The sequence below is a fragment of the Sorangium sp. So ce426 genome, assembly GCF_051475585.1.
GTDB classification, from domain to species: domain Bacteria; phylum Myxococcota_A; class Polyangia; order Polyangiales; family Polyangiaceae; genus Sorangium; species Sorangium cellulosum_B.
Genome location: NZ_CP150341.1, coordinates 8989943 through 9011495 on the forward strand (window position 1 = coordinate 8989943; position 21553 = coordinate 9011495).

Sequence of the window (21553 nt, forward strand, 5' to 3'; positions counted from 1 at the left end):
ATCGCTCGCCTCGCGCGCGGCGCGCTCAGCCGCCGACGAACGACGCGTGCAGCAGGCGCTGCGCGGCCGCGACGTCCGCGGCGCCGACGAGGGCGCCGAGGCGCAGGGGGCCCGCGACCGTGAACCGAGGCGCGATGCCGGCGCGCGCGAGGACCTCCACGAAGCGCGCGAGCGGCTCCGCCGTCGCGGAGAGCCCGTCGCCGACGACGCTGACCGCCGCGAGCCCCTCGACGAGCTCGAGCGACGGCAGCAGCGCGGCGAGCTTTCGCCTGGCCCCCTGCCACTCGGGCACGTTGAGGAGCGGGATCACGAACGCGCCGCCGCCGTGACCGAAGGAGAGATCCCGGAAGCCCAGCCCGAGATCGCCCGCCGCGCGGAGGACCTCGTCGAGCCGGAGCCCGCCGTCAGCCCGCGCGAGGACGACGTTGCCCTCGGCGACGATCGCGCGCGCCGCGAGCGCCGGAGGCGCCGAGCCCGGCGCGGACCGGCGCACCACCGTCTCCCGCGCGCCGGGGCCGGCGTCGAAGGTCGACCGCGCGTAGAGGGCCACGCCGGAGCGCCGCGCCCACTCGACCGCCTGGGCGCAGACGACCTTCGCGCCGCACTCGGCCATCTCCTGGAGGACCGCGCAGTCGAGCTCGGGCAGGTGGCGGGCGTCCGGGACGACCCGCGGGTCGGCCGAGTACACGCCGTCGACGTCGCTGTAGATCTCGCAGCGCTCGGCGCAGAGCGCCGCCGCGAGCGCCACGGCCGTTGTGTCGGAGCCCCCGCGGCCGAGCGTCGTGATCTCGCGGCGGTAGCTCATCCCCTGGTAGCCGGCGACGATCACGATGCGGCCGCGCGCGAGCTCGTCCTCGATGCGGAACGGGCGGACCTCGATGATGCGCGCGTCGAAGTGGCGATCGTTCGTGAGGATGCCGGACTGGGAGCCCGTGAACGAGATCGCCTCGAAGCCCCGGGCCTGGATGGCGATCGAGAGGAGCGCCATCGACACGCGCTCGCCGGTCGAGAGCAGCATGTCGAGCTCGCGCCGGGGAGGATCCGCGGCCGCGCTCGCCGCCTGCCGGGCGAGCGCGAGCAGGCCGTCGGTGGTCTTGCCCATCGCGCTGACCACGACGACGACGTCGTTGCCGGCGCGCTTCGCGGCGACGACGCGCTCGGCGACCTTGCCGATCCTGTCGACGTCGGCGACCGATGAGCCGCCGTACTTCTGCACGATGATCGGACGGCCCGCCTTCGCGGGCGAGGCACCCGGCTCGCACGGCGAGCCCTCCTGCTGGGCGCGGTTCGACGGCTGCTCGGCCATGCTGCACCTCCAAGCGCTGCGCGCGCTGCGCAAGAGCTCGGGCTATCACGGGCGCGGCGCGTGGGCCAAGCGCGCGGCTCGCTGCTCGGGCGCAGACCGCTCGGGCGCAGACCGCGCGGGCGCGCTCAGGCGGGCGCGCTCAGGCGGGCTCGCTCTGGAGCAGCATCTCGTAGAGCTCCGCCTCGGAGTCGCGCCCCTCGGCCCGCGCCCGAGCGGCGAGCCGCGCGAGCACGTCGCGCCGCCGCGGCGCGACCTCCAGGCGGACGGCGTCGTCCCCCTCCTCCATCCGCGCCGACAGCAGGGCGAGGAGATCGAGGTCGCGACCGAGCCGCTCGAGCACATCGGCGAGCGCCATCGCCACCCCCTGGTCGGCGGGATCGGCGCGGAGCCGATCGGCCAGCCGCTCGGCCAGGAGCTCGTCGTCGACGCCGAACGCGCGGGCCAACGGCACCTGCCCCTCCGCCAGCGTGACGCTGCTCGGGATGGGCGCCGTGAGGTCGGTCGACGTGTCGGATCCATCGAGCGTGGGCATCTCGTCGATGGTCCCGGGGTCGATCGGCGCGGCCCTGGGCGGGGCGGCCGGCGCGCGGGGGACAGGGGGAGGCTTGATCGGCGCCGGGGCGATCACCACGGGCTCGGGCGGGATCGTGCGCCGGCGCGGAGCCGCGACGTGGACCTCGATCCGCTGCTCGGCCGCGCGGGGCCGCTGGACCGGGCCGGGCGGCGCCGCCGGGGCAGGCGCGACAGGCGGCGCGATCTCGCCCGAGACGCGGCGGAACGCGGCGTTGATGCCCGGATCGCGCGGCCGGAGGCGCAGCGCGAGGCCCAGCTGTCGCTGCGCCGCGAGGAGATCCCCCCGGGATCGCTCCTCGATCTCGGCGGCCTCGGCGAGCAGGGCCGCGACGGCGGCGGCGCCGTCGCCGAACGGCGCTCCCCTCGCGCGAGCGGGGCCCGCGTCGTCCGCGCGGCCCTGGAGGGCGAGCTCCACCGCGTCGCGCAGCCGCCCGAGCGCGACCGACGCTCCCCCGAGATCGCCGAGCCCGGCGCACCAGCGGCCCTCGAGCAGCCGCGCCTCCAGCGCCTCCGGCGCGCCGGGCGGGACGCTCCGCACGCGCGCGATCGCCGCCGGGAGATCCCCCGCGATCTCCGCGAGGCCGCGGCCGAGCTCCAGATCGAGCGCGCACGCGGGCGCGCCGCTGCGCGCGGCGAGGGCGCGCGCCCGGGCGAGGAGGTCGAGCGCGCGCCTCCCCTCCCCCGCCGCCCGCAGCGAGCGCCCGAGGCCCGCGACAACGTCGGGGCTCTCCGGCGCGTAGCGGAGCGCCCGCTCGAAGAGCACCCGCGCGTCGGCGACGTCGCCCCGCGCGAGGAACGCCTCCGCGGCCCTGCGCGACACGGCGTGGCGCGCCTCGGCGCCGCGCGCGGAGGCCTCGAGGTGCTCGGCGTCCGCGAGCGCGCCGCGCACGTCGGCGACGTCGAGCCGCGCGTGGAATCGCGCCCACCGCAGCGCCTCGATCCCGGGCGCGCGCGCCACGCCGAGGTTCAGCGCGTCGAGGCGCACGTCGACGGCGTCCGCGAGCGCCGCCGCGCGCAGCCACGCGAGCGCGGCGAGCGGGCCGTAAGGCTCCGCGTGCGCGGCCCGCGCGAGCGCGGAGAACGCGCCGTCGTGATCGCCGACCGCCTCGAGGAGCGCGCCGCCGAGGAGGCCGGCGTCCACGGCGGGCATGGCGTCGACGACGGTCGAGAGCGCCCCCTCTGCGCGCTCGCCGATCACGAGGTCGAGCCAGGCGAGGCGCGAGGAGATCTCGGGGTGCCGCGGGGCGCGCTCCAGCGCGGCGAGGTAGGCGCGCCGCGCCTCGTCGAGCCCGCCCGCGGACGCGAGCTCGTCGGCGGCGCCCGCAAGCTCGGCCGCCTCGAGCGCCCGGAGCGCGCGGTCGCCCAGCGCGGGGGGCGCCGCGCCGAGCGCGCCCTCGGCGCGGAAGCGGCCCGCCTCCGCGGTGACCACGGCCCACTGCACCCCCTCCACCGCGGGCGCCCTCGCGCCCGCCGCGGGCAGGAGCAGTCGGACGATCCGCTCGACCGCGGCGTCCAGAACGATCGCGCCCTCGACGAGGCGCCCGTGCGCGCCCGCCATCATCGAGAGCGCCTGCAGCGCGAGCGCGTGCGGCGGGGCGGCGAGGCCGATGCCGCGGGCGCGCTCCGGCAGGAGCCTGAGCGCGCGCTCCCCCGGGGCCACGGCGACGTCGAACGCGAGCGCCGTCTCGCCGGATCGCAGCGCGACCAGCGCGCCGTCCTCGATGGGCGCGATGAGGAGCTGCGGCGCGCCGTCGCCGAGGAGGCCGCGGAGCCGCGGCGCGGCCCAGCCGGCGAGCTCGGTCCCCTGCGCCTCGACGGAGAGCCGGACGAGCTGGCCGCGCCGGTGCCGGAAGCGCGCCACGCCGCCGGAGAGGTCGACAGGGAACCGGATCCCGGCGAGCCGCACCACGAGCTCGGTGACGCGGAGCGGCCCGAGCGCGAACGGCTCCCCGAGCTCGATGGCGAGCGCGCCCTTGCTGACGGCGAGCCGGAGGACAGGGCGGTCGTCGGGCGGGCGCGGGGCCGCGCCGCCGCCGGGCGCGAGCGCGCGGATCGACGGCGCAAGGCCCAGCGCGCGCGCCGGCCGGCCGCGCCTCTGTCCAGCAGCCATACCCGCCAAGGGTATCAACCCGGCGGCATTTCAGGCGAGTTCACGGCGATCGCGCCGGACGAGGCGCGGCGGGGCGGGTCAGATCTCGCCCTTGGCGAGCTTGTCCTTCATTTTCTGGATGAGCGCCGGGAACCCATCCTTCTTGATGATCTTCGTGAACTGCGAGCGGTAGCTCCCCACCAGGCTGACGCCCTCGGTGACGATGTCCTTCACGAGCCAGGCGCCCCCCTTCTGGGAGAGCTTGAAGGCGATCTCGACCGGCTCCTCGCGCGCGTCCTTCCTGGAGACGGCCTTGGTCTTGACCGTCATGACGCCGCCGCTGTCGGTCTCGCTGAGGTACTCGACGTTGAAGTCGAGCGTCTTCTTCAGGTTGCGCTCGTAGGCCCTGCGCACGAGCTGCTTGAGGAGCTCGCTGAACTGCTGCTTCTCGGCGTCGGTCCGCGCGGCCCACTCGCTGCCCAGCGAGGCCTCCGCCAGCGCCGCGTAATCGAGCATCTCGTCGAAGACCGCGCCCACCTTCTTCTGGTTCTCGACCCCCCCCTTCTTCAGGAGGTCGAACAGGGCCGTCTGCTTGGCCTTGACGACGTCCGTCGCCGGCCCGGCGCTGGCGAGGCCCACCGGGCCGAGCGTGAGCGCGAGCAGCGAGAACGTCGCCGCGAAGAGATGGTTCATCCTGCGTGTCACGTATGGTTCTCCTTCTGTGCCTGCGGGCAGCGAGCGCGCCTCGGGAGGCTTCTACTGCTCACCCTGTCCATCCGCAAACGGCATGGCAAACGGCCTGCCAGGTCGGACGCAGGGCCCGGTGGCCCGGCGACGTCGCATCCCTGCTCTCCATGAACACCGCGAGAAGAGACAGCAATCCGACTGCGCTGGCCCGCTCCCCAGGGGCAGACGACGGCCTCCGCGGCCTATTCACGCGCGGCGGCGGGCTCGGCCGCGATCTCTCGGCTGGGCGCCGGGAAAAGCTCGTGCGCGGCGCACCGGGGCGTGAACGGAGCGCCACGCGTCCGATGTGACGAGGCATCGACCGCGGCCGCGCGGGCTCCGCGTCAGCCCGCCGGGCGCGATCGCGGGGAGAGCTCCGCGGCGACGGCGAGGCGCTCCGCGCCGCAGGGCTCCGGCGGCCGGTCCGGGACCCTCACCCGGAACGCGGTCCCCTCGCCCTCGCGGCTGTCCACCTCGATCGCGAAGCCGTGATCGTCGAGGATCCGCTTCACCACGGCCAGGCCGATGCCCATGCCGTGCGTGCGGGTCGTGAAGAACGCGTCGAAGAGGCGATCGCGGGCGCCCGCGGGGATGCCTCGCCCCTGGTCGCGGATCTCCAGGAGCCAGGCGCTCGGGTCGCGCCAGAGGCGCACGGTCACGACGGCGCCCGCGGAGCTCGCCTGGATCGCGTTCCGCACGAGGTTCCAGACGACCTGGCGCATCTGGGCCGCGTCGGCGGTCACCGGCGCGGACGGCGGCCCCTCGAAGCGCACCTCGACGTCGCCACCGCGGCCCGAGCGCCCCGCGAGCACGACGACGTCGCGGGCCGTCGCCGAGAGGTCCACGCCCTCGAGCGTGGGCACCCGCGGGCGCGACAGATCGAGCATGTCGCCGACGAGGTCGTTCAGGCGCGCGGTCTCGCGCTCGATGATCTCGCAGAGCTTGCGATCCTCGTCGGAGAGCGTGCCGCCCGTGCGGAGGAGCTCGATGGATCCCGCGATCGAGCCGAGCGGGTTCCTGATCTCGTGGGCCAGCCCCGCGGCGAGGCGGCCCAGCGCCGCGAGCCGCTCGGCCTGCTCCGCCCGCGCGGTGGCCTGCACGAGCCGGCCGCCCGTCGCGCGCAGCCGCTCCGCCAGGTAGCTCGCGAGCAGCGTGACCACCAGGATCGCGAGCAGGTTGACGAACATGGGGTACCGCAGCTCGCCCCAGTGCGTCGCGTACGCACCGGCCGGCTGATCCGGCGGCACCCCGAGGAGGTGCAGCCCGAGCGCCGCGCACAGGACGAGGTACGCCGCCGCCCCCGACGCCGCGGCGACGATGGCGCCGGGGAGCCCGAGGAGGATCGCCCCCGTGAGGCAGGTGAGGCCGTAGAGCGACGTCGCGCCGCTCGAGGCCCCGCCGGTGATGTACACGAGCGCGGTCCAGGTGATCTGATCGGTCACGAGCTGCGCCCGCGCGATCGCCCGGAGGGCGCGGTTCATGCGCAGGAACACGGCGTAGATGCCGGAGACGCCGTACGCGGCGGCGACCGTGACCAGCGCGACGTTGCTGGAGAAGCTCCCGGGGGTGAAGCCGCCGAGGTACACCGCCGCGGTCACGACGAGGAAGACGGTGAGCACCGCGAGGCGCAGCGCGATGAGCCAGGTGAGCCGGCTCGCGAGCGGCGCCTCGGCGCCGCCGGGGGCGCCGGACGGGAGCAGCATCGCCGGCGTCGAGGCGCGGGCGTCGCGCGGCGGCGCGGCCCCGGCGTGCTCTCGCGGCGCCCCGGCCTCGCCGCCGGGGCTCGCCGGGGAGGCCGCGGTCGACATCACTCCGCCTTGATCTTGCCGGCGAGATCGAAGATCGGCAGGTACATCGAGATGAGCACGATGCCCACCATGCCGCCGACGATGACCATGAGGAGCGGCTCGAGCAGCGACGTCAGCGCGGCGACGGCGACGTCGACCTCCTCTTCATAGAAGTCGGCGATCTTGTTGAGCATCGTGTCGAGGGCGCCGGTCTGCTCGCCGACGGCGACCATCTGCACGACCATGCCGGGGAAGACGTTCATCTCGCCGAGCGGCTCGGCCATGTTCTTCCCTTCGGAGATCTTCTGGCGGGAGTACATGAGGCCCTCCTCCACGACGACGTTGCCGGCCGTCTTCGCGACGATGTCGAGCGCGTCGAGGATCGGCACGCCGGAGCCGAGCAGCGTGCCGAGCGTGCGCGAGAACCGCGCGACGGCGATCTTCTGCATGACCGGGCCGATGATGGGGAGCCTGAGGATGAGGCGGTGCACCATCCGCTTGCCGGACGGCGAGCGGTAGAAGTAGGTCGCGCCGAAGGCCGCGGCCGCGGTCAGGACGACGATGAGCGGGAGGTAGGTGACGAACGCCTTCGAGACGGCGATGACGATCTTCGTGAGCTGCGGGAGCGCGTCCTTGGCGCCGAACTCCGCGAACATCGTCTCGAAGGACGGGATGACGAACGACATCAGCACGACCATGACGACGACCATGATCACGATGACGGCGATCGGGTACGCGAGCGCGCCCCGCACCTGGCGCGCGAGCTTCACGCGCTTCTCGATGTAGATCGCGAGCCGGTTCAGGATGCTGTCGAGGATGCCGCCCACCTCGCCGGCCTGGACGAGGTTGACGAACAGGTCGTCGAAGATCTTCGGGTGGCGCCGGAGCGCGTCGCTGAACGTGGCGCCCTGCTCGACGGTGTTCTTGATGTCCTTCAGCGCCGCCTGGAAGACCTTGTTCGGCTCCTGGTTCGACAGGATCTCGAGGCACTGGACCAGCGGGAGGCCCGCGTCGATCATCGTCGCGAACTGGCGGATGAACTTGACGAGGTCCTTCGGCTCGACGCCCGAGCCGAAGCTCAGGTTGAAGCTGAGCTGAGCCCCCTTCTTCTTGACGCGGGTGGGGTTGAGCTGCTGAGCGCGGAGGCGGTTCTGCACCGCCGCCTCGTTCTCGGCCTCCATGGTGCCCTTCCGGATCTCTCCGGTGCGGCCGCGCGCCTCCCAAACGAACTCCGCCATAGTGCTCCCGGTCTTCTCCCTGATCCACGACGGGCCTAGCCGACGCGCAGGGGCGGCCCCGCCTTGGGGAGGCCAGGATAAAGTTCCGGGCGGTCCAGGGTCAAAGACGGTGGCGCGTTCTCTGATCCGGCAAGGGGGGCGGTGGGGGGCGGTGCGATGGGACGGGGGACGGGGAAGGAAGAGAGGGAGGGAGAGGGCGCCGCGCCGAACAGCACGCGCCGGCGGGGGTCTCCGCGCGGCGGGGGCGGGCGGGCGCTCGGCCATCCGCCAAGACCGGAGCAGGAGAGCTTACGCTGAGAACACCGCCCGGCATGTCTCCCTTCGGGCCACGCCACCTGGAACGTTTCGTCGCGCGCCACACAAGGCGCGCCTGAGACGCCGCGCCCCCTGACACCGGATGGTACCTCGGTCGGTGCTCGCCGCGCCCACCCGCCCCCGCCGCGCGGAGACCCCCGCCGGCGCTCACCTCGATCCAGCCCAACAGCTCCTATCCGATCCAGAGGCCCTGGATCACGGGCACGGCTCACCACAGCGCGCATACGGGAACGATGGGCGGATCACCTGGACGGAATGGTGGGACATCAGGACAGGAGCGTGTGCCATCTGGACAGGAGCATGCGCCATCTGGACAGGAACATGTGCCATCTGGACAGGAGCGTGTGCCATCTGGACAGCGTGGGGGGGACATCTGGACACGATGGGTGTGTCGCATCGGCATGGCACAGGTTCATCCGACGAAACGGGTCGCCGGGCACGGGATCGTGCGATGGCTCCGGTTGTCCAGAGAACGGGGCGTCTGGTCCGGATGGGTCAACACCGGACGGCGAAGGCGTCGGTGCGTGGCCGCTGCGAGAGCTAGCTGTGCCCGCGCTCCGCCACGTAGCGGACCGCGCCGTGCACCTCGCGGAGGAGCGCGCCCTGCCGGCGCTCGACTCGCACGAGCTCCTGGTGGCCCTCCCACGCGCCGACCGGCGCGACAAGGACGCCCCCGTCGCTGAGCTGCGCCTCGAGCGCCGTGGGAGGCTCGGTCAACGCGTACGTCACCGCGACCTTCCAGGGCCGCTCCGACGGCGATGTCCGCTCGCCCGCGAGCACGCGCTCGGCGAGCGAGCGCCCGTCGCCGCACAGCAGCGTGACGCCCGCGCCCTCGTCGGACGGGCCGGCGGCGCTGGCCGCAAGCGCATCGTCGCCCTCCCGGCGATCGGGCCGCGCGCCGAGCAGCCGCACCGCGCGCGCGTGCAGCACGGGGTCGATCTCGATCGAAGCCACGCGCCCTGTCGGGCCGACGATGCGCCGCGCAAGCGCCGCCCCGTATCCGGTGCCCGTACCGAGCTCGAGCAGGCGATCGCCCGGACCGAGATCGAGCAGGCTGTACGTGAGCAGGTACGCGTGCGGCGCGCTCACGGTCGCGTGCCCCGCGCGGTCGAGCGGCAACGGCGTGTCGTCCGCCGACGCGGCGAGATCCTCCGGCAGGACGAAGCGCTCGCGCGGCACGAGCAGGATCGCGTCCAGGTAGTGGGCAAGAAACTCGAAGCGGCGCGCGAGCTCGGCCACGAGCGGCGCCCGCGCGACGCGGCCAGCCTCGGCGAGCTCGACGTCGCACGCAATGGCCGCGTCGAGCCACTCGGGGACCGGCTCCCAGCGATCGGGCCGGCGATCGTCGTACCTCGCCGCAAGCGCGGCGAGCGGCGCGACGGCGGCGCGTGTTTCGGTGCCCACGGGAGAAGCCACGGGGAGATCCTGAAGCAGGACCGCCGGTGCGGCTCGATCTTTCACGGAACGCGTCGCGATTGTCCACGCGTCGCCCGGCTCATCCCGCCCGCCGCCAGAGCTCGTTTGACACGGGCGCCCAGCCCTCCTCATCCTCGGCCATGACCCCCGTCGATCTCACGCCGATCGCAGCGCTCGCGATCGAAGCGCACCGCGCCGCGCCATGCGCGTGCGTCGCCGCAGCCGTGCGCACGCGAGACAACGTCCGGTACGGAGCAGGCGCCGCTGGACGCTTGTGGCAGGAAGACAGCCCGCCGGCCGGCGCCCGCGGCGCGACGCCGGCCGCGGCGACGGGCGACGCGATCTTCGATCTGGCGTCGGTGACGAAGCCGTTCACCGCGCTCGCGTTCGCCAGGCTCGCCCGCGCCGGCAAGGTGAGGTTCGACGAGCCGCTCGGGCAGGTGCTGCCGGAGCTCGCCGGCACGCGGTCGGCGCGCGTGCCGCTCGAGCTGCTCGCCGCTCACCGCGCCGGGCTCGAGGCGCACCGCCCGCTCCATCCGCCCGGCGACGACGCGCCGATCGATCCCCTCGGCGCGCTGCTCGAGTGCGCGAACGGGCGCCGCGCGGAGTGCGAGGGAGATCCGGCCGCCAGCGGGTTCCCGCCGGTGTACAGCGACCTCGGGTACCTGCTGCTCGGCGCCGCCGTCGCGCGGCGCGGCGAGGCCGAGCTCGACGAGGTCGTCGCGCGGGAGGTGACAGGGCCGCTCGGGCTCGCTGTCGCGCCGGTCCGCGCGCTCCGGCGGCGCGATCCGCGGTTCGATGAGCGCGTCGTCCCCACCGAGGACGTCGCGTTCCGCGGGGGCGTGATCCGCGGCGCGGTGCACGACGACAACGCCTGGACGATCGCGCGCGACGGGATGGCCGGGCACGCGGGCCTCTTCGGCGACGCCATGTCCGTGGCGCGGCTCGGGGTCGCGCTGCTCGAGGCGCTCGCGGGCGAGCGGCCGGAGTGGCTCTCGCGCAACGAGGTGGCGCGGCTGATCACGCCGCGCCCGGGTGGGTCGCTGCGCGCCGGGTTCGACGGCAGGAGCGGCGAGAGGCCGAGCTCCGGCGCGCGCTTCGGACCGCAGACCTTCGGCCACCTCGGCTTCACCGGGACGAGCCTCTGGATCGATCCGGAAGCGGAGCTCGTCGGCGTGCTGCTCACGAACCGCGTCCACCCGACGCGCACCTCCGACGCGATCCGTCGCGCGCGGCCCGCCGTCTATGACGCGATCGCGGAGGCCATGGCGCAGGCGCGATGACGCGAGGGCGGATGGCGCGCCGCATCGCTCCCGCGTTTTCGCGGGCCGGCGCGGAGCGATGCTAGGCTGCCGCGGTGTCCCACGGCGCCGTCCCCGAAGAGCTGGGCCCGTCCTCCGGGCTGGTTCGCTCGCCCGCAGAGCCGCCGCGCGCGGACGGCACGCCGCGCCCCGGCGTGGTCCAGCGCGAGCACGAGGGCGCGCGCGACGCGGACGGCGCGCCGAGGCCTCCCGGCGCGGGCCACGCCCCGCCGCCCGGATCCGCGAGGGCGCCGCGGCGCGCGCAGACCCCCGCCGCGAGGCAGAGCTCGCTGCGCCAGAACGCCGCGCAGAGCGGCCGCTTCATCCGCGCGTACCTGACGACGTTCACCGTCCTCGCGAGCTACCTCTGGTTCTTCTTCCTCCGCCGCCTCCTCGGAGAGACGTGGGCGAACAACCGCGTGGACGAGGTCCACGCGAGGAACGCCCGCCGCATCGAGCGCACGATCGTCGAGCTCCAGGGCCTCTTCATCAAGGTCGGCCAGATGCTCAGCATCATGGCGAACTTCCTCCCCGCGACCCTGCGCGCGGGGCTCGAGGGGCTCCAGGACCAGGTGCCGCCGCGCCCCTACGAGGAGATCGAGGCGCGCATCGCCGAGGAGCTCGGGCGCCCCATCGGCGAGGTCTTCGCCCGCTTCCACAGGGAGCCGCTCGCGAGCGCGTCGCTCGGCCAGGTGCACGAGGCGTGGCTCATGGACGGCACGCGCGTGGCCGTGAAGGTGCAGCACCGCGACATCGACGAGATCGTCCGCCTCGACCTGCGCACCATCCGCCGCATCATGGCGATCGTCGCGCAGTTCGTCCCCGTGCAGGGGCTCGACGCCTACTACCACCAGATCCGCTCGATGATCCTGGAGGAGCTCGACTTCGTGCGCGAGGCCAGGAACATCGTGCGCATCGCGGACAACTTCGCGAAGCAGCCGCAGGTCCGGTTCCCCCGGCCCATCGAGGCCTACTGCACGCGCCGGGTGATGACGACGACGTTCGTGGAGGGCATCAAGGTGGGCGACGTCGCGGCGCTCGACGCGCACGGCGTCGATCGCAAGGCGCTCGCCCGGCAGATCGTGCAGGTCTTCTGCCAGCAGATCTTCATCGACGGCATCTACCACGCGGATCCGCACCCGGGGAACATGCTGGTCGGGCCGGGCGGGGAGCTCGTCCTGCTCGACTTCGGCGCGGTCGCCGAGCTCTCCCAGGAGATGCGCGAGGGCATCCCCGAGTTCCTCGAGGCCGTGATCCGCCGCGACACCGAGGGGATCATCAAGGCGCTGCGCAAGATGCGCTTCTTCTCGCGGCGGGACGCCGTCGACGTCAGCGAGAAGGTCGTCGAGTTCTTCCACCAGCGCTTCCAGGACGAGGTGAAGCTCGAGTCGTTCAACCTGAAGGACATCAAGCTCGACCCGCAGAAGGGCATCGAGAGCCTGATCGACCTCCGGCGCATGAACATCGGGCTGAAGGAGCTCTCCGGCGCGTTCCACGTGCCGCGCGACTTCGTGCTGCTCGAGCGCACCCTCCTCCTCCTGACCGGCGTCTGCACGCAGCTCGATCCGGACCTGAACCCGATGGACGTCGTGCGCCCCTACCTGCAGGACTTCGTCCTCGGCAGCCGCGACTGGGCCCAGATCGCCCTCGAGGCGGCGAAGGACATGGGGATCAAGGCGCTGACGATCCCGGACGACCTGCGCAAGTACCTCACGCGCGCCAACCGCGGCGAGGCCGAGGTGAAGATCCGCGGCCTCGCGCAGGCCGCGTCGCTCGTCTATACGGGGGTGCGCCAGCTCATCTACGCGACGCTCGCGATCGCCGCCGGCTTCGCGGGGCTAGAGCTGCACCTGGCTGGCCAGGCGGCGCTCGCGCGCTATTGCCTGTACGGCGCCGCTGCGGCCGGCGCGCTGCTCGCAGGGAGCCTCCTGTTCACGAACCGAGGGTGACGACACGCCATGAGCTCGATCGATCTTTCCCAGTACGAGGCCGACGTCGCGGCCGCCGAGGCCGAGGTGACGCGGATCAGGGAGGAGAACGCGGAGCTCGCCGAGACGTACCGCGGCGCTCCCGCGGAGGAAGCGCGCGAGATCCTCCGCCGCGGCGCGGCGTCGCTCGCCGCCGCGCGCGACCGCTGCGAGGCGGCGCGCGTCGCGCTGAAGCTCGCGCAGACGACCGGCTCGCCGCACGGGCTGCTCGCGAAGGACGGGGTCGTCGCGGGCTCGGTGGCCGTCGCCATCCCCGCCGGCTCGTCGAGCGGCGAGCGGGCCCGCCTCGTCGACGAGGCGCTCTCGGCCGAGCTCACCGGCGCCGCGCGCGACCTCGGCGTGGTGCTCGCCGCGCCCGCCGAGCGCTACACGCGGGAGCGCCCCGGGCGCGACGCGGAGGGGCGCACCATCCTCGACGTCTCCGGCCACGTGGAGGGCGACCTGCTGATGCCCGCCGTCTCCAAGGCGGCCAAGAACGCGCGCAGGAGCTGAGCGCCGCGCGCGAGGCGCTCGCATGCCGCGCGCGCTGAGATGCACGCCGCGACGCCGCGGCGCTCAGGCCCTGAACGCGGCGATGATCGCCGCGGCCCGCTCCTCGACGCGCGCGCGGAGCGGGGCGAAGCGCGCGTCCGCGCGCGCGCGGTCGAGCACCGTGCAGCGCTGCATCCAGAAGGCGTCGAAGAGCCCTGCGTCCACCGCGCCGGCGAGCACGCGGAAGAGCGCGTCGTCGTCGCCGAGGAAGGCGAGGATCTCGGCGTACATCTGGAAGAAGAGCGGGCGCAGGCGGCTGCCCGGCTCGGAGCTGTCCGCCTTCGCGCTCAAAAACGCCCGCTGCTCGTCCGAGAGCCGCGACGTCGCGAGCACGTCGCGGTAGATGCGCGCGTACTGGATCGGGATGGTCTCCGTCGCGAGCGGCAGATCGTCGATGGGGAACGCGGCGCCGCGCCACAGCCCGAAGCGGGCGCGCATCACCGCCTTGTGAAAGCGGCTCGACGGGTCCTCCGCCGGCAGGTCGAGCAGCACGCCGGCCGCCGGCCAGTCGCCGAGCAGCGCGCGGCCGCGCGCCAGCTCCCAGCGCGGGAACGGCTCGCTCGGATCGAGCACCAGCGCCGTGTCGAGCCGGAACATCGCCTCGTCGACGAGCCCCGCCTCGAGGAGGATGCGGCCGAGCAGCTCGTGCGCCTTCGCCAGGCTCGGCGCGCACTGGAGCGCCTTGCGCAGCGCCGGGACGGCGCCGACCGGATCACCCGCGCTGAAGCGGACCGTGGCGAGCGCCACCCACGGCTCGCCGAGCGCGGGGGCCAGCGCGATCGCCCGCTCGGCGGCCTGCTGCGCCTTCGCGAACTGCGCCGCGCCTTCGCCCCGCGCGCCCATCAGCCGCGCGAAGGCGATCGCGTAGCCGGACAGGATGCTCGGATCGTTCGGGGAGAACGAGAGCGCCTCCTCGAACAGCGCCACGGCCGGCGCGGCGTCCCCGTACCAGAGGCGCCGCATCTGGTGGCGCGCGCGCAGGTACAGGTCGATCGCGCGCGGGTCGCTCGGCGACTCGCGCTCGCGGCTGGCGGCGTCGACGGTGAGCGCCGCGGCGATCGCGCCCGCCGCGTCGTCGCTCACCGTGAGCAGCGCCTCGGGCGAGCTGTCGAACCGCTTCGCCCAGAGCTGGAACCCGTCCTCGACGCCGATGACGCGCACGGTGACGCGCACGCCGCCAGACGGCGCGCGCGACGCCGGCCGCGAGTACGGCGCGGGGGGCTGCGAGCGCGGCCCATCCGGCGCGTAGCCGCCGCCGCCGGTGCGGCGGATCGACCCCTCGACGACGACCTGCACGCCGAGCTCGCGGCCGACATCCCTGGGATCGCGGCCGTCGAGCCGCACCCGGGAGACCGCCGCGCGCGGCCGGACCTTGAGGCCGGCGGTCATCGACAGGGTGTCGGTGAGATCCTCGGTGAAGCCGTCGGCGAGGTACTCGTCGTCCGGCGCGCCGACGTTGCGGAACGGGAGCACGGCGACCGTCTTCAGCGACGACGTCGGCGTCGGCGCGGGCGTGGGCACGGGCGCCGCCAGCGTGGGCGAGTTGAGCCGCCGCTGCGGCGCCGTGACCGCCTCGACGGACGACGCGGCGACCCGGGTCGGGTTCTGCTCGATCGGCTGCGGCGCCGTCGGCGCGGCCGTGGTGGAGGACGCGGCGATGGCGGACACGAGCGACTGCGCCGGCTGCGGGGCGATCGACACGCGCGAGCGCGCGAGCAGCAGCGCGCGGTGGGCCTCGGCCGCGCTGGCGTAGCGGTCCTCACGGCGGATCGCCATGCACCTCAGGACGACGTCCGCGACGGCGAGGGGCACGTCCGGACGGACGGAGCGCGGGTCGGGCGGCGGGGACTTGAGCCTGGACATGGCGGCCGCGATCGCGCCGGCGCCCGGCCACGCGCGCCGGTGGGTGAGGCACTCGAAGAGGATCATGCCGAGCGCGTAGATGTCGGTGCGGGCGTCGAGGTCGGGCTCGCCGGTCAGCTGCTCCGGCGACATGTACGCGGGGGAGCCGAGCACGAAGCCCTGCGACTCGCCGGCGCTCGGCCCGGACGAGGTGCGCGCGATGCCGAAATCGGTGATGACGACGCGCCCGTTTTTGTCGATGAGGACGTTCTCGGGCTTGAGGTCGCGGTGCACGATGCCCGCCGCGTGCGCGGCGCCGAGCCCGTCGCAGAGCGAGCAGCCGATGCCGATGGCCTGCTGCGACGGCATCGGGCCCGTCCGCGCGAGGACGCTGTGCAGCGACTCGCCCTCGACGCACTCCATCGTGAGGAACTTCTCGCCGTCGTGGTCGCCGAAGTCGAACGTCCGCGCCACGTTCCTGTGCGTGACGCGGCGCGCGAGCTTCACCTCTTGCCGGAAGCGCTCGAGCATGCCGGCGGAGTCAGCGAGATCACGGCGGAGCATCTTGAGGGCGACCACCTCGTCGAGCTCCACGTCGCGGACGCGGTACACGCTGCCCATGCCGCCGGTGCCGAGCAGGCCGAGGATCTCGTAGCGCCCGGCGATGCGCTGAGGCGCCGCGACGAAGCCAGACCCATGGCTCGGCTCGCTGCGGGGCGTCGGCTCGGAGGCCGTCAGTCGCCTGTCGCTCACCCGCTCAGTCTACCCACGCTGGAGGGGAGAAGTCAGCGCGAGCGAACCACCGGACAGAAAACATGAAATTCGCCGCGTCCTGCTCACCTCGACATACCTTCTTCCCGCTTCCGCTCCTGGCGTCGCTCCGTTATATGTACGCGCTCCGCGGGTGGACGAATGCAGCATCGCACCAAGCATGAGCCGTCGTCCTCTCTGCTGGAGGTGACCCTCGATCCGGGCGAGGCGCTTCTCGCGGAGGCGGGCGCGATGGTCGCGCGGTCGCCGAGCCTGCGGACGGAGGTCCGGCTCAACGCGGGCCGCGGGGCCGGGCTGCTCGGGCGGCTCAAGGCGTTCTTCGTCGCGCTGCTCCGGAAGCTCGCGGGGGGCGAGACGTTCTTCGTGAACCGGATCGAGGCGCCGGAGGGCGGGTGGGTGTGGCTCGCCCCGCCGCTCAGCGGCGGCATCAAGCACGTCCGCCTCCAGGGAGAGACGGTGCTCTTCGGCGCGGGCTCGTACCTCGCGAGCGCGGGCGACGTCGACGTCAAGGTGCGCTGGGGTGGGCTGCGCGCCATCCTCGCGCGGGAGAGCGCCTTCTTCATCGAGGCCTCCGGCGTCGGGGATCTCTGGATCACGAGCTACGGGGCGATCGAGGAGCTCGCCTGCGACGGCTCGCTCGTCGTGGACAGCGGGCACCTCGTCGGGTTCGACGCGTCGCTCGCGCTCAAGATCAGGAGCCCTGGCGGCGGGCTCATGGGCCTCATGGTCTCTGGCGAAGGCGTTGTGTGCGAGCTCTCGGGCCGCGGCCGCGTGCTGATCCAGTCGCGCAGCGCCGGCGCGCTCGTGGGGTGGCTCGCGCCGCTGCTCCCGCCCTGAGGGAGCGGCGGAGACGTCCGATGCAGGTGAATCTCCTCTACCGTCCCTCCCAGGCCCTCGCGCAGTGCTGGCTCGACCCGGGCGAGCGCGTGTTCGCCGAGAGCGGCGCGCTCGTGGGCATGTCGACGAACGTGCGCGTGGAGACGCAGTCGGGCGGCCTCATGTCGGGCCTGAAGCGGATGCTGGCCGGAGAGTCGTTCTACAGGAACGCGTTCGCCGCGGAGGGCGGGCGCGGAGAGGTGCTGTTCGCGACACCGCTGTCCGGGGACATGGCCGTGCTGGAGGTGGGTGACCGGCAATGGTGCGTCCAGAGCAGCGCCTATGTCGCGTCCAGCCCCGATGTCGACGTGAGGACGCGCTCGTCCGGCCTGCGCGGCTTCTTCTCGGGGGCGGGGCTCTTCGCGCTGGAGACGGCCGGGCAGGGGCGGATGATCATCGGCGCGTTCGGCGCGCTCGAGGAGCTCGAGGTGAGAGGCCACGTCGTCATCGACACGGGGCACATCGCAGCGTGGGAGTCGACGCTCGCCTGCCGGATCGGCAAGAACACGTCGACGTGGCTCGGCACGTGGCTCTCGGGCGAGGGCCTCGTCTGCCACGTCGAGGGGAACGGCAGCCTGTGGGTCCAGTCGCGCAACGCCGGCAGGTACGGCGCGGCGATCGGCGCGCGGCTCGCCCCGCGGCAGCCCTAGAGATCGGGGGACGGCGTGCGCGACGAGATCCGAGGCAACCCCGAGTTCGGCGTGCTCCACGTGACCTTCGAGCACGCCGGCGAGCAGATCGTCGCGGAGAGCGGCGCGATGGTCGCGCGCGACGCGGCCATCGACATGAAGACCAGCCTGCAGGGCGGGCTCGCCAGCGCGCTCAAGCGCAGGATGACGGCCGGAGAGAGCCTCTTCCAGAGCACCTTCACGGCGACGGCGCCCATGCAGTCGATGCGGCTCGCGCCGGCCCCCGAGGGCTCGATCGAGCGCCTCGTGCTGCGCTCGGGCATGGAGGTGTTCCTCCAGTCGGGCGCCTATCTCGCCTCCACGCCCGGCATCACGCTCGACACGAAGTGGCAGGGGGCCAAGGGCTTCTTCGCCGGCGGCCTGTCGCTGCTCCGGGCGTACGGCGAGGGGCAGATCTGGTTCTCGAGCTACGGCGGTATCCACGCGATCGACGTCGGTCGCCAGCACGAGGGCTATCTCTGCGACAACACCCATCTGCTCGCGTTCACCGAGGGCCTGAGGTACCAGGTGCGCAAGCTGTCGGGCCTGAAGGGCCTGTTCCTGTCCGGCGAGGGGCTCGTCTGCGAGTTCCAGGGGCACGGGAGGCTCTGGCTGCAGACCCGGAACCCGGGGGCGCTCTCGGCGTTCCTCCATCCGTTCCGGCCCGTGGGCGGCGGCCACTAGCTCCGGCCGCCGGAGGTCCGGCCAGGCCTTCCGGGATCGCCGCGCCGGCGGGCGGCCTGCCTGGCCCGCCCGGCGGTTGCCCGGCGCGCGGCGATCCGAGGCGCGCTCGTGGATTTCGGCGCTGGCGACGGCGCGGTCCCGGCCGCCCGCCATGGGCCGCGCGCCGTCATTGCCTTCCCGGAGGCGGACTCGCTAAAGTAGTCCCGCCTCGCTGAGGAGGCTCGTACGGCGAACGGTAGGTGCCACGGATCCACAAGGGCTCGCGGGGCGAGCCTGGCCCCGCCCGAGTACCCCGAACCCGCTATGTGGAAGCTGACGATCGAGGATGACGAGGGGAAACAGACGGGGCTCCCCCTCGCCCATGAGGAGTACGCGCTCGGACGCGGAGAGTCGAACTCGATCCGGCTGACCGATCGCAACGTCTCGCGCACCCACGCCACGCTGGCCAAGAACGGCCAGGGCTGGGTCATCCGGGATCTCGACAGCTACAACGGCACGTACGTCAACGGCGGGCGCGTCACCGGCGAGCAGCACCTGCGCCACGGCGACCTCGTGCAGCTCGGCGACTACCGCATCGAGATCGTCGACGAGGCGCTCTCGTCCGCCGTGACGAGCCCGACGCCGCCGCCGGGCAGCCGCAGCACGGCGCACCTGCCGCTCCACACCCGCCCGAACCGGCTCGTCATGGTCGTCGGCCCGACCCCCGGCGCGGAGTTCCCGCTCGACGGCGAGCGCTTCACGATCGGGCGCTCCGAGGACGCGACCATCTCGATCAACCACAGCTCCGTGAGCCGCCTGCACGCCGAGCTCATCAGCCTCGGCAGCGGCCGCTACGAGGTCGTCGACAAGCAGAGCGCGAACGGCGTCCGCATCAACGGCGTCGAGCTCAAGCGGGGCCTGCTCGAGGCGGGCGACGCGCTCGAGCTCGGCGACGTCCGCCTCCGCTTCGTCGCTGCTGGCAAGATCTTTCGCGCGGGGCCGGACGGCGGGCCTGGCGTGGCGCCGGGCGCCTACGGGAGCGTGGCCCCCTCCGCGCCGTCGTCCCGCTCGCTCGGCGGGGCGAGCAAGGCGATGGGGCTCCTGCTCGCGGTCGCCTTGATCGTCGTCATCGCCGTGATCGTGGCCACGCGCGCCCGGTCGCACGGGTCCACGACGCCCGAGCCGGACGTGAGGCCCGTGGTGGCGGCGCAGGCGGGCGACGACGCGAAGATCCTCGACGCGGCGCAAGAGCACCTCCGCTCGGGGGACATCGACGCCGCGCACCGGAAGCTGCAGGAGATCGCCGAGACGTCGCCGGTCCGGGAGACGCCGCGCTTCAAGGAGATCGAGGAGCGCTGGGCGGAGGGGATGTTCCGGCAGGTCGAGCAGGCCGGGACGAAGGAGGAGAAGCTCGCGCTGCTCAACGAGATCGCGAAGACGACGGGCGTCCCGACGGCGCTCCGCGCGCGGGTGGCCGAGATGCGGCGGCAGGTCGACCCCGAGGCGCCGCCCGAGCCGGAGCCGGCGCCGCAGCACGTCGGCTCGCCGGCGTCCTGGCTGCCGCAATCCGCGCCTGCGCCTGCGCCTGCACCTGCCCCCACGCCCTCGGCTTCGGCCTCGGCGCCGGCGCCCTCGGCCTCGGGCGCCGCGCCGGCGAGCTCTGGCCTCGACTCGAGCTCGTACCCCGCGCAGCGGCGGGCGCTCGAGCCGAAGGTCTGGAACGGGAAGGCGTCGGCCAGCGAGATCAAGCTGCTGCGCGCGATCTGCATCCACCAGGGCGACGCGGTCTGCCGCGACAAGGCGACGGCGGCCCTGGACAAGCTCGACAAGAAGGGCCTGTAGCCGCCGCTTCCATCGTTCTTCCCACGTGCGTCGATGACCTCCAGGAGCAGCACCACGGCTCACGAGCCGGCCGTCCACGCGCCGGACGCGCGCGAGGCCCACGTCCACGAGGCGCCCCCGCCGGGCGGGCGCGATGGGCCTCCGGCCGGGCGCGAGGGAGGCGCCGTGACCGTGAGCTCGCCGGCGCGGAACGGGCTCGCCTCGCCGGCTGCCCGGGCGATGGCGACGCTCGCCCTGCTCGTGCTCGTCCCCTACGCGCACCCGAGCCTGTCGCGGCTGCGGTTGCTCACGCCGCTGCCCGAGGGAGAGGGGCTCGTCGTGGTCCCGGCGCCGGCGCCGGTGGCGTCGGTCGGCGAGACGACGCTCGTCACCGAGACCACCGAGCAGGCCGAGCTGCGCCAGCCCGAGGAGGTCGCGCTGCCGGCCGCGGCCGCCGAGCTCATGCCGGCGGCGGTCGCCTCCGAGGGCAAGCCGCCGCGGCCGATCGAGGACCCGAGCGGCGAGGCGATGACGCCGTTCTTCCGCGCGCTCGCGGCGGTGGAGCGCAAGGCGCCGCAGTCGATCGCGCGCATCACCTACTTCGGCGACTCCATCGTGGCGAGCGACTTCGTGACGGCGACGCTGCGGCGCAAGCTGCAGAAGCGGTTCGGGGACGCCGGCCACGGGTTCATGCTGATGGCGAACGCCTGGCCGGGATATTTCCACAACGACGTTGTCCGCTTCGCCGGCCCGGGCTGGCAGGTGAGCCGCGTGGTGGGCCCGTTCGCCAAGGACGGGCTCTACGGGCTCGGCGGCGTGTCGTTCCGCTCGCAGGGCGCGGGGGTGTTCTCGCGCTTCGGCACCGCGGAGTCCGGGACCTACGGGCGCGCTGTCTCGCGGTTCGCCGTCGATTACCTGAAGCACCCCGAGGGCGGGCGGATGGAGGTCAAGATCGACGGCGAGAGCCGCGAGATGATCGACACGCGCGCCGACGCGGCCAGCTCGGCGATCGCGACCTACGAGGTCCCGGACGGGCCGCACTCCATCGAGGTGCGGGCGCACGGCCCGGGGGTGCGGGCGTTCGGCGTCTGGATGGAGCGGGACACGCCCGGGGTGGTGCTCGACGCCATCGGCATCCAGGGCTGCCGCATCCGCTTCCTCGACAAGAGCGACGACGCCCATTTCGCCGAGCAGCTGCGCGCGCGGAGCCCGTCCTTGACGGTGTTCCACTACGGCATGAACGAGAGCGAGGACGGCGAGCTGTTCCCGCTCGATCAATACGAGTCGACGATGAAGGCGGTGCTCGAGCAGGTGACCGCGGCGCTGCCCGGGTCGTCGTGCCTGCTGGTGGGCCCGATGGACCGCGCCGACAAGAAGGGCGAGGTGTACCGGAGCCGCCCGGTGATCCCGAAGCTCGCGGCGATCCAGCGCAGGGTGGCCGGGCAGGTCGGCTGCGGCTACTTCGACACCTTCGGCGCGATGGGCGGCTCGGGCTCGATGGGGATCTGGGCCCGGCGCGGGCTCGGCGGCGCCGATCTCGCGCACCCGTCGGGCGCGGGGGCCGAGGTCATCGGCCGCTGGCTGTACCTGGCCTTGATGGACGCCTACGAGGGCTGGAAGGCGAGCGCCGCGCGGCCCTGAG

Annotated in this window: 15 protein-coding genes; 8 read left to right on the top strand and 7 right to left on the bottom strand. The window is 73.8% G+C overall.

Features of this window, described 5'->3' with window-relative positions:
• Positions 1-25 precede the first annotated feature (25 nt).
• The 6 genes from WMF44_RS33520 to WMF44_RS33545 form a co-directional block, all read right to left on the bottom strand.
• Entirely contained in the window at positions 26-1306 is a 1281-nt protein-coding gene (locus WMF44_RS33520; protein WP_437294118.1) for an aspartate kinase, read from the bottom strand.
• Between the two features lie 139 nt (positions 1307-1445).
• Positions 1446-3989: a tetratricopeptide repeat protein gene (locus WMF44_RS33525; RefSeq protein WP_437294119.1), complete on the bottom strand. Its 2544-nt coding sequence runs from the start codon at positions 3987-3989 to the stop codon at positions 1446-1448.
• A 78-nt stretch (positions 3990-4067) separates the two neighbouring features.
• The gene (locus WMF44_RS33530) at positions 4068-4661 is read right to left on the bottom strand and encodes an MlaC/ttg2D family ABC transporter substrate-binding protein (protein WP_437294120.1); all 594 of its coding nucleotides are present in this window, start codon (positions 4659-4661) and stop codon (positions 4068-4070) included.
• 377 nt (positions 4662-5038) lie between these two features.
• Positions 5039-6502, bottom strand: coding sequence for a sensor histidine kinase (locus tag WMF44_RS33535; RefSeq protein WP_437294121.1), 1464 nt, complete (start codon positions 6500-6502; stop codon positions 5039-5041).
• A complete protein-coding gene (locus tag WMF44_RS33540) occupies positions 6502-7719 on the bottom strand; it encodes a type II secretion system F family protein (RefSeq protein WP_437294122.1) in 1218 nt (405 codons plus the stop codon). Before WMF44_RS33540 ends, WMF44_RS33535 begins: the two co-directional genes overlap by 1 nt.
• An 855-nt stretch (positions 7720-8574) precedes the next feature.
• On the bottom strand, positions 8575-9438 hold the full coding sequence (locus tag WMF44_RS33545) for a protein-L-isoaspartate O-methyltransferase family protein (protein WP_437294123.1): 864 nt from the start codon (positions 9436-9438) through the stop codon (positions 8575-8577).
• Between the two features lie 152 nt (positions 9439-9590).
• Between WMF44_RS33545 and WMF44_RS33550 the strand changes: the two genes are divergently transcribed.
• The 3 genes from WMF44_RS33550 to WMF44_RS33560 all read left to right on the top strand — a co-directional run bounded on the left by WMF44_RS33550 (position 9591) and on the right by WMF44_RS33560 (position 13231).
• Positions 9591-10733 carry a serine hydrolase domain-containing protein gene (locus WMF44_RS33550; RefSeq protein ID WP_437294124.1) on the top strand — a complete coding sequence of 381 codons (1143 nt, stop codon included), beginning with the start codon at positions 9591-9593 and terminating at the stop codon, positions 10731-10733.
• Between the two features lie 74 nt (positions 10734-10807).
• Positions 10808-12700, top strand: coding sequence for an ABC1 kinase family protein (locus WMF44_RS33555; RefSeq protein ID WP_437294125.1), 1893 nt, complete (start codon positions 10808-10810; stop codon positions 12698-12700).
• A 9-nt stretch (positions 12701-12709) separates the two neighbouring features.
• A complete protein-coding gene (locus WMF44_RS33560) occupies positions 12710-13231 on the top strand; it encodes a hypothetical protein (protein ID WP_437294126.1) in 522 nt (173 codons plus the stop codon).
• 63 nt (positions 13232-13294) lie between these two features.
• Here the strand turns inward: WMF44_RS33560 and WMF44_RS33565 are convergent, their stop codons facing one another.
• A complete protein-coding gene (locus WMF44_RS33565) occupies positions 13295-15865 on the bottom strand; it encodes a protein kinase domain-containing protein (RefSeq protein ID WP_437294127.1) in 2571 nt (856 codons plus the stop codon).
• Between the two features lie 159 nt (positions 15866-16024).
• Between WMF44_RS33565 and WMF44_RS33570 the strand changes: the two genes are divergently transcribed.
• The 5 genes from WMF44_RS33570 to WMF44_RS33590 all read left to right on the top strand — a co-directional run bounded on the left by WMF44_RS33570 (position 16025) and on the right by WMF44_RS33590 (position 21552).
• Positions 16025-16720, top strand: a complete 696-nt coding sequence (locus tag WMF44_RS33570; protein ID WP_437294128.1) for a TIGR00266 family protein — start codon at positions 16025-16027, stop codon at positions 16718-16720.
• Positions 16721-16740: 20 nt separating this feature from the next.
• The gene (locus WMF44_RS33575; RefSeq protein WP_437294129.1) at positions 16741-17409 is read left to right on the top strand and encodes a TIGR00266 family protein; all 669 of its coding nucleotides are present in this window, start codon (positions 16741-16743) and stop codon (positions 17407-17409) included.
• 15 nt (positions 17410-17424) lie between these two features.
• Entirely contained in the window at positions 17425-18111 is a 687-nt protein-coding gene (locus WMF44_RS33580; RefSeq protein ID WP_437294130.1) for a TIGR00266 family protein, read from the top strand.
• Positions 18112-18414: 303 nt separating this feature from the next.
• Positions 18415-19932: an FHA domain-containing protein gene (locus WMF44_RS33585; protein WP_437294131.1), complete on the top strand. Its 1518-nt coding sequence runs from the start codon at positions 18415-18417 to the stop codon at positions 19930-19932.
• A 33-nt stretch (positions 19933-19965) separates the two neighbouring features.
• The gene (locus WMF44_RS33590; RefSeq protein ID WP_437294132.1) at positions 19966-21552 is read left to right on the top strand and encodes a GDSL-type esterase/lipase family protein; all 1587 of its coding nucleotides are present in this window, start codon (positions 19966-19968) and stop codon (positions 21550-21552) included.
• Position 21553 lies beyond the last annotated feature (1 nt).

Bases quoted from the DNA above. Each gene is read 5' to 3' on its own strand.
- WMF44_RS33550 (WP_437294124.1), top strand. From the start codon at position 9,591: ATGACCCCCGTCGATCTCACGCCGATCGCAGCGCTCGCGATCGAAGCG.
- WMF44_RS33570 (WP_437294128.1), top strand. From the start codon at position 16,025: ATGCAGCATCGCACCAAGCATGAGCCGTCGTCCTCTCTGCTGGAGGTG.
- WMF44_RS33575 (WP_437294129.1), top strand. From the start codon at position 16,741: ATGCAGGTGAATCTCCTCTACCGTCCCTCCCAGGCCCTCGCGCAGTGC.
- WMF44_RS33530 (WP_437294120.1), bottom strand. From the start codon at position 4,661: ATGAACCATCTCTTCGCGGCGACGTTCTCGCTGCTCGCGCTCACGCTC.
- WMF44_RS33540 (WP_437294122.1), bottom strand. From the start codon at position 7,719: ATGGCGGAGTTCGTTTGGGAGGCGCGCGGCCGCACCGGAGAGATCCGG.
- WMF44_RS33535 (WP_437294121.1), bottom strand. From the start codon at position 6,502: ATGTCGACCGCGGCCTCCCCGGCGAGCCCCGGCGGCGAGGCCGGGGCG.
- WMF44_RS33585 (WP_437294131.1), top strand. From the start codon at position 18,415: ATGTGGAAGCTGACGATCGAGGATGACGAGGGGAAACAGACGGGGCTC.
- WMF44_RS33520 (WP_437294118.1), bottom strand. From the start codon at position 1,306: ATGGCCGAGCAGCCGTCGAACCGCGCCCAGCAGGAGGGCTCGCCGTGC.
- WMF44_RS33525 (WP_437294119.1), bottom strand. From the start codon at position 3,989: ATGGCTGCTGGACAGAGGCGCGGCCGGCCGGCGCGCGCGCTGGGCCTT.
- WMF44_RS33590 (WP_437294132.1), top strand. From the start codon at position 19,966: ATGACCTCCAGGAGCAGCACCACGGCTCACGAGCCGGCCGTCCACGCG.
- WMF44_RS33560 (WP_437294126.1), top strand. From the start codon at position 12,710: ATGAGCTCGATCGATCTTTCCCAGTACGAGGCCGACGTCGCGGCCGCC.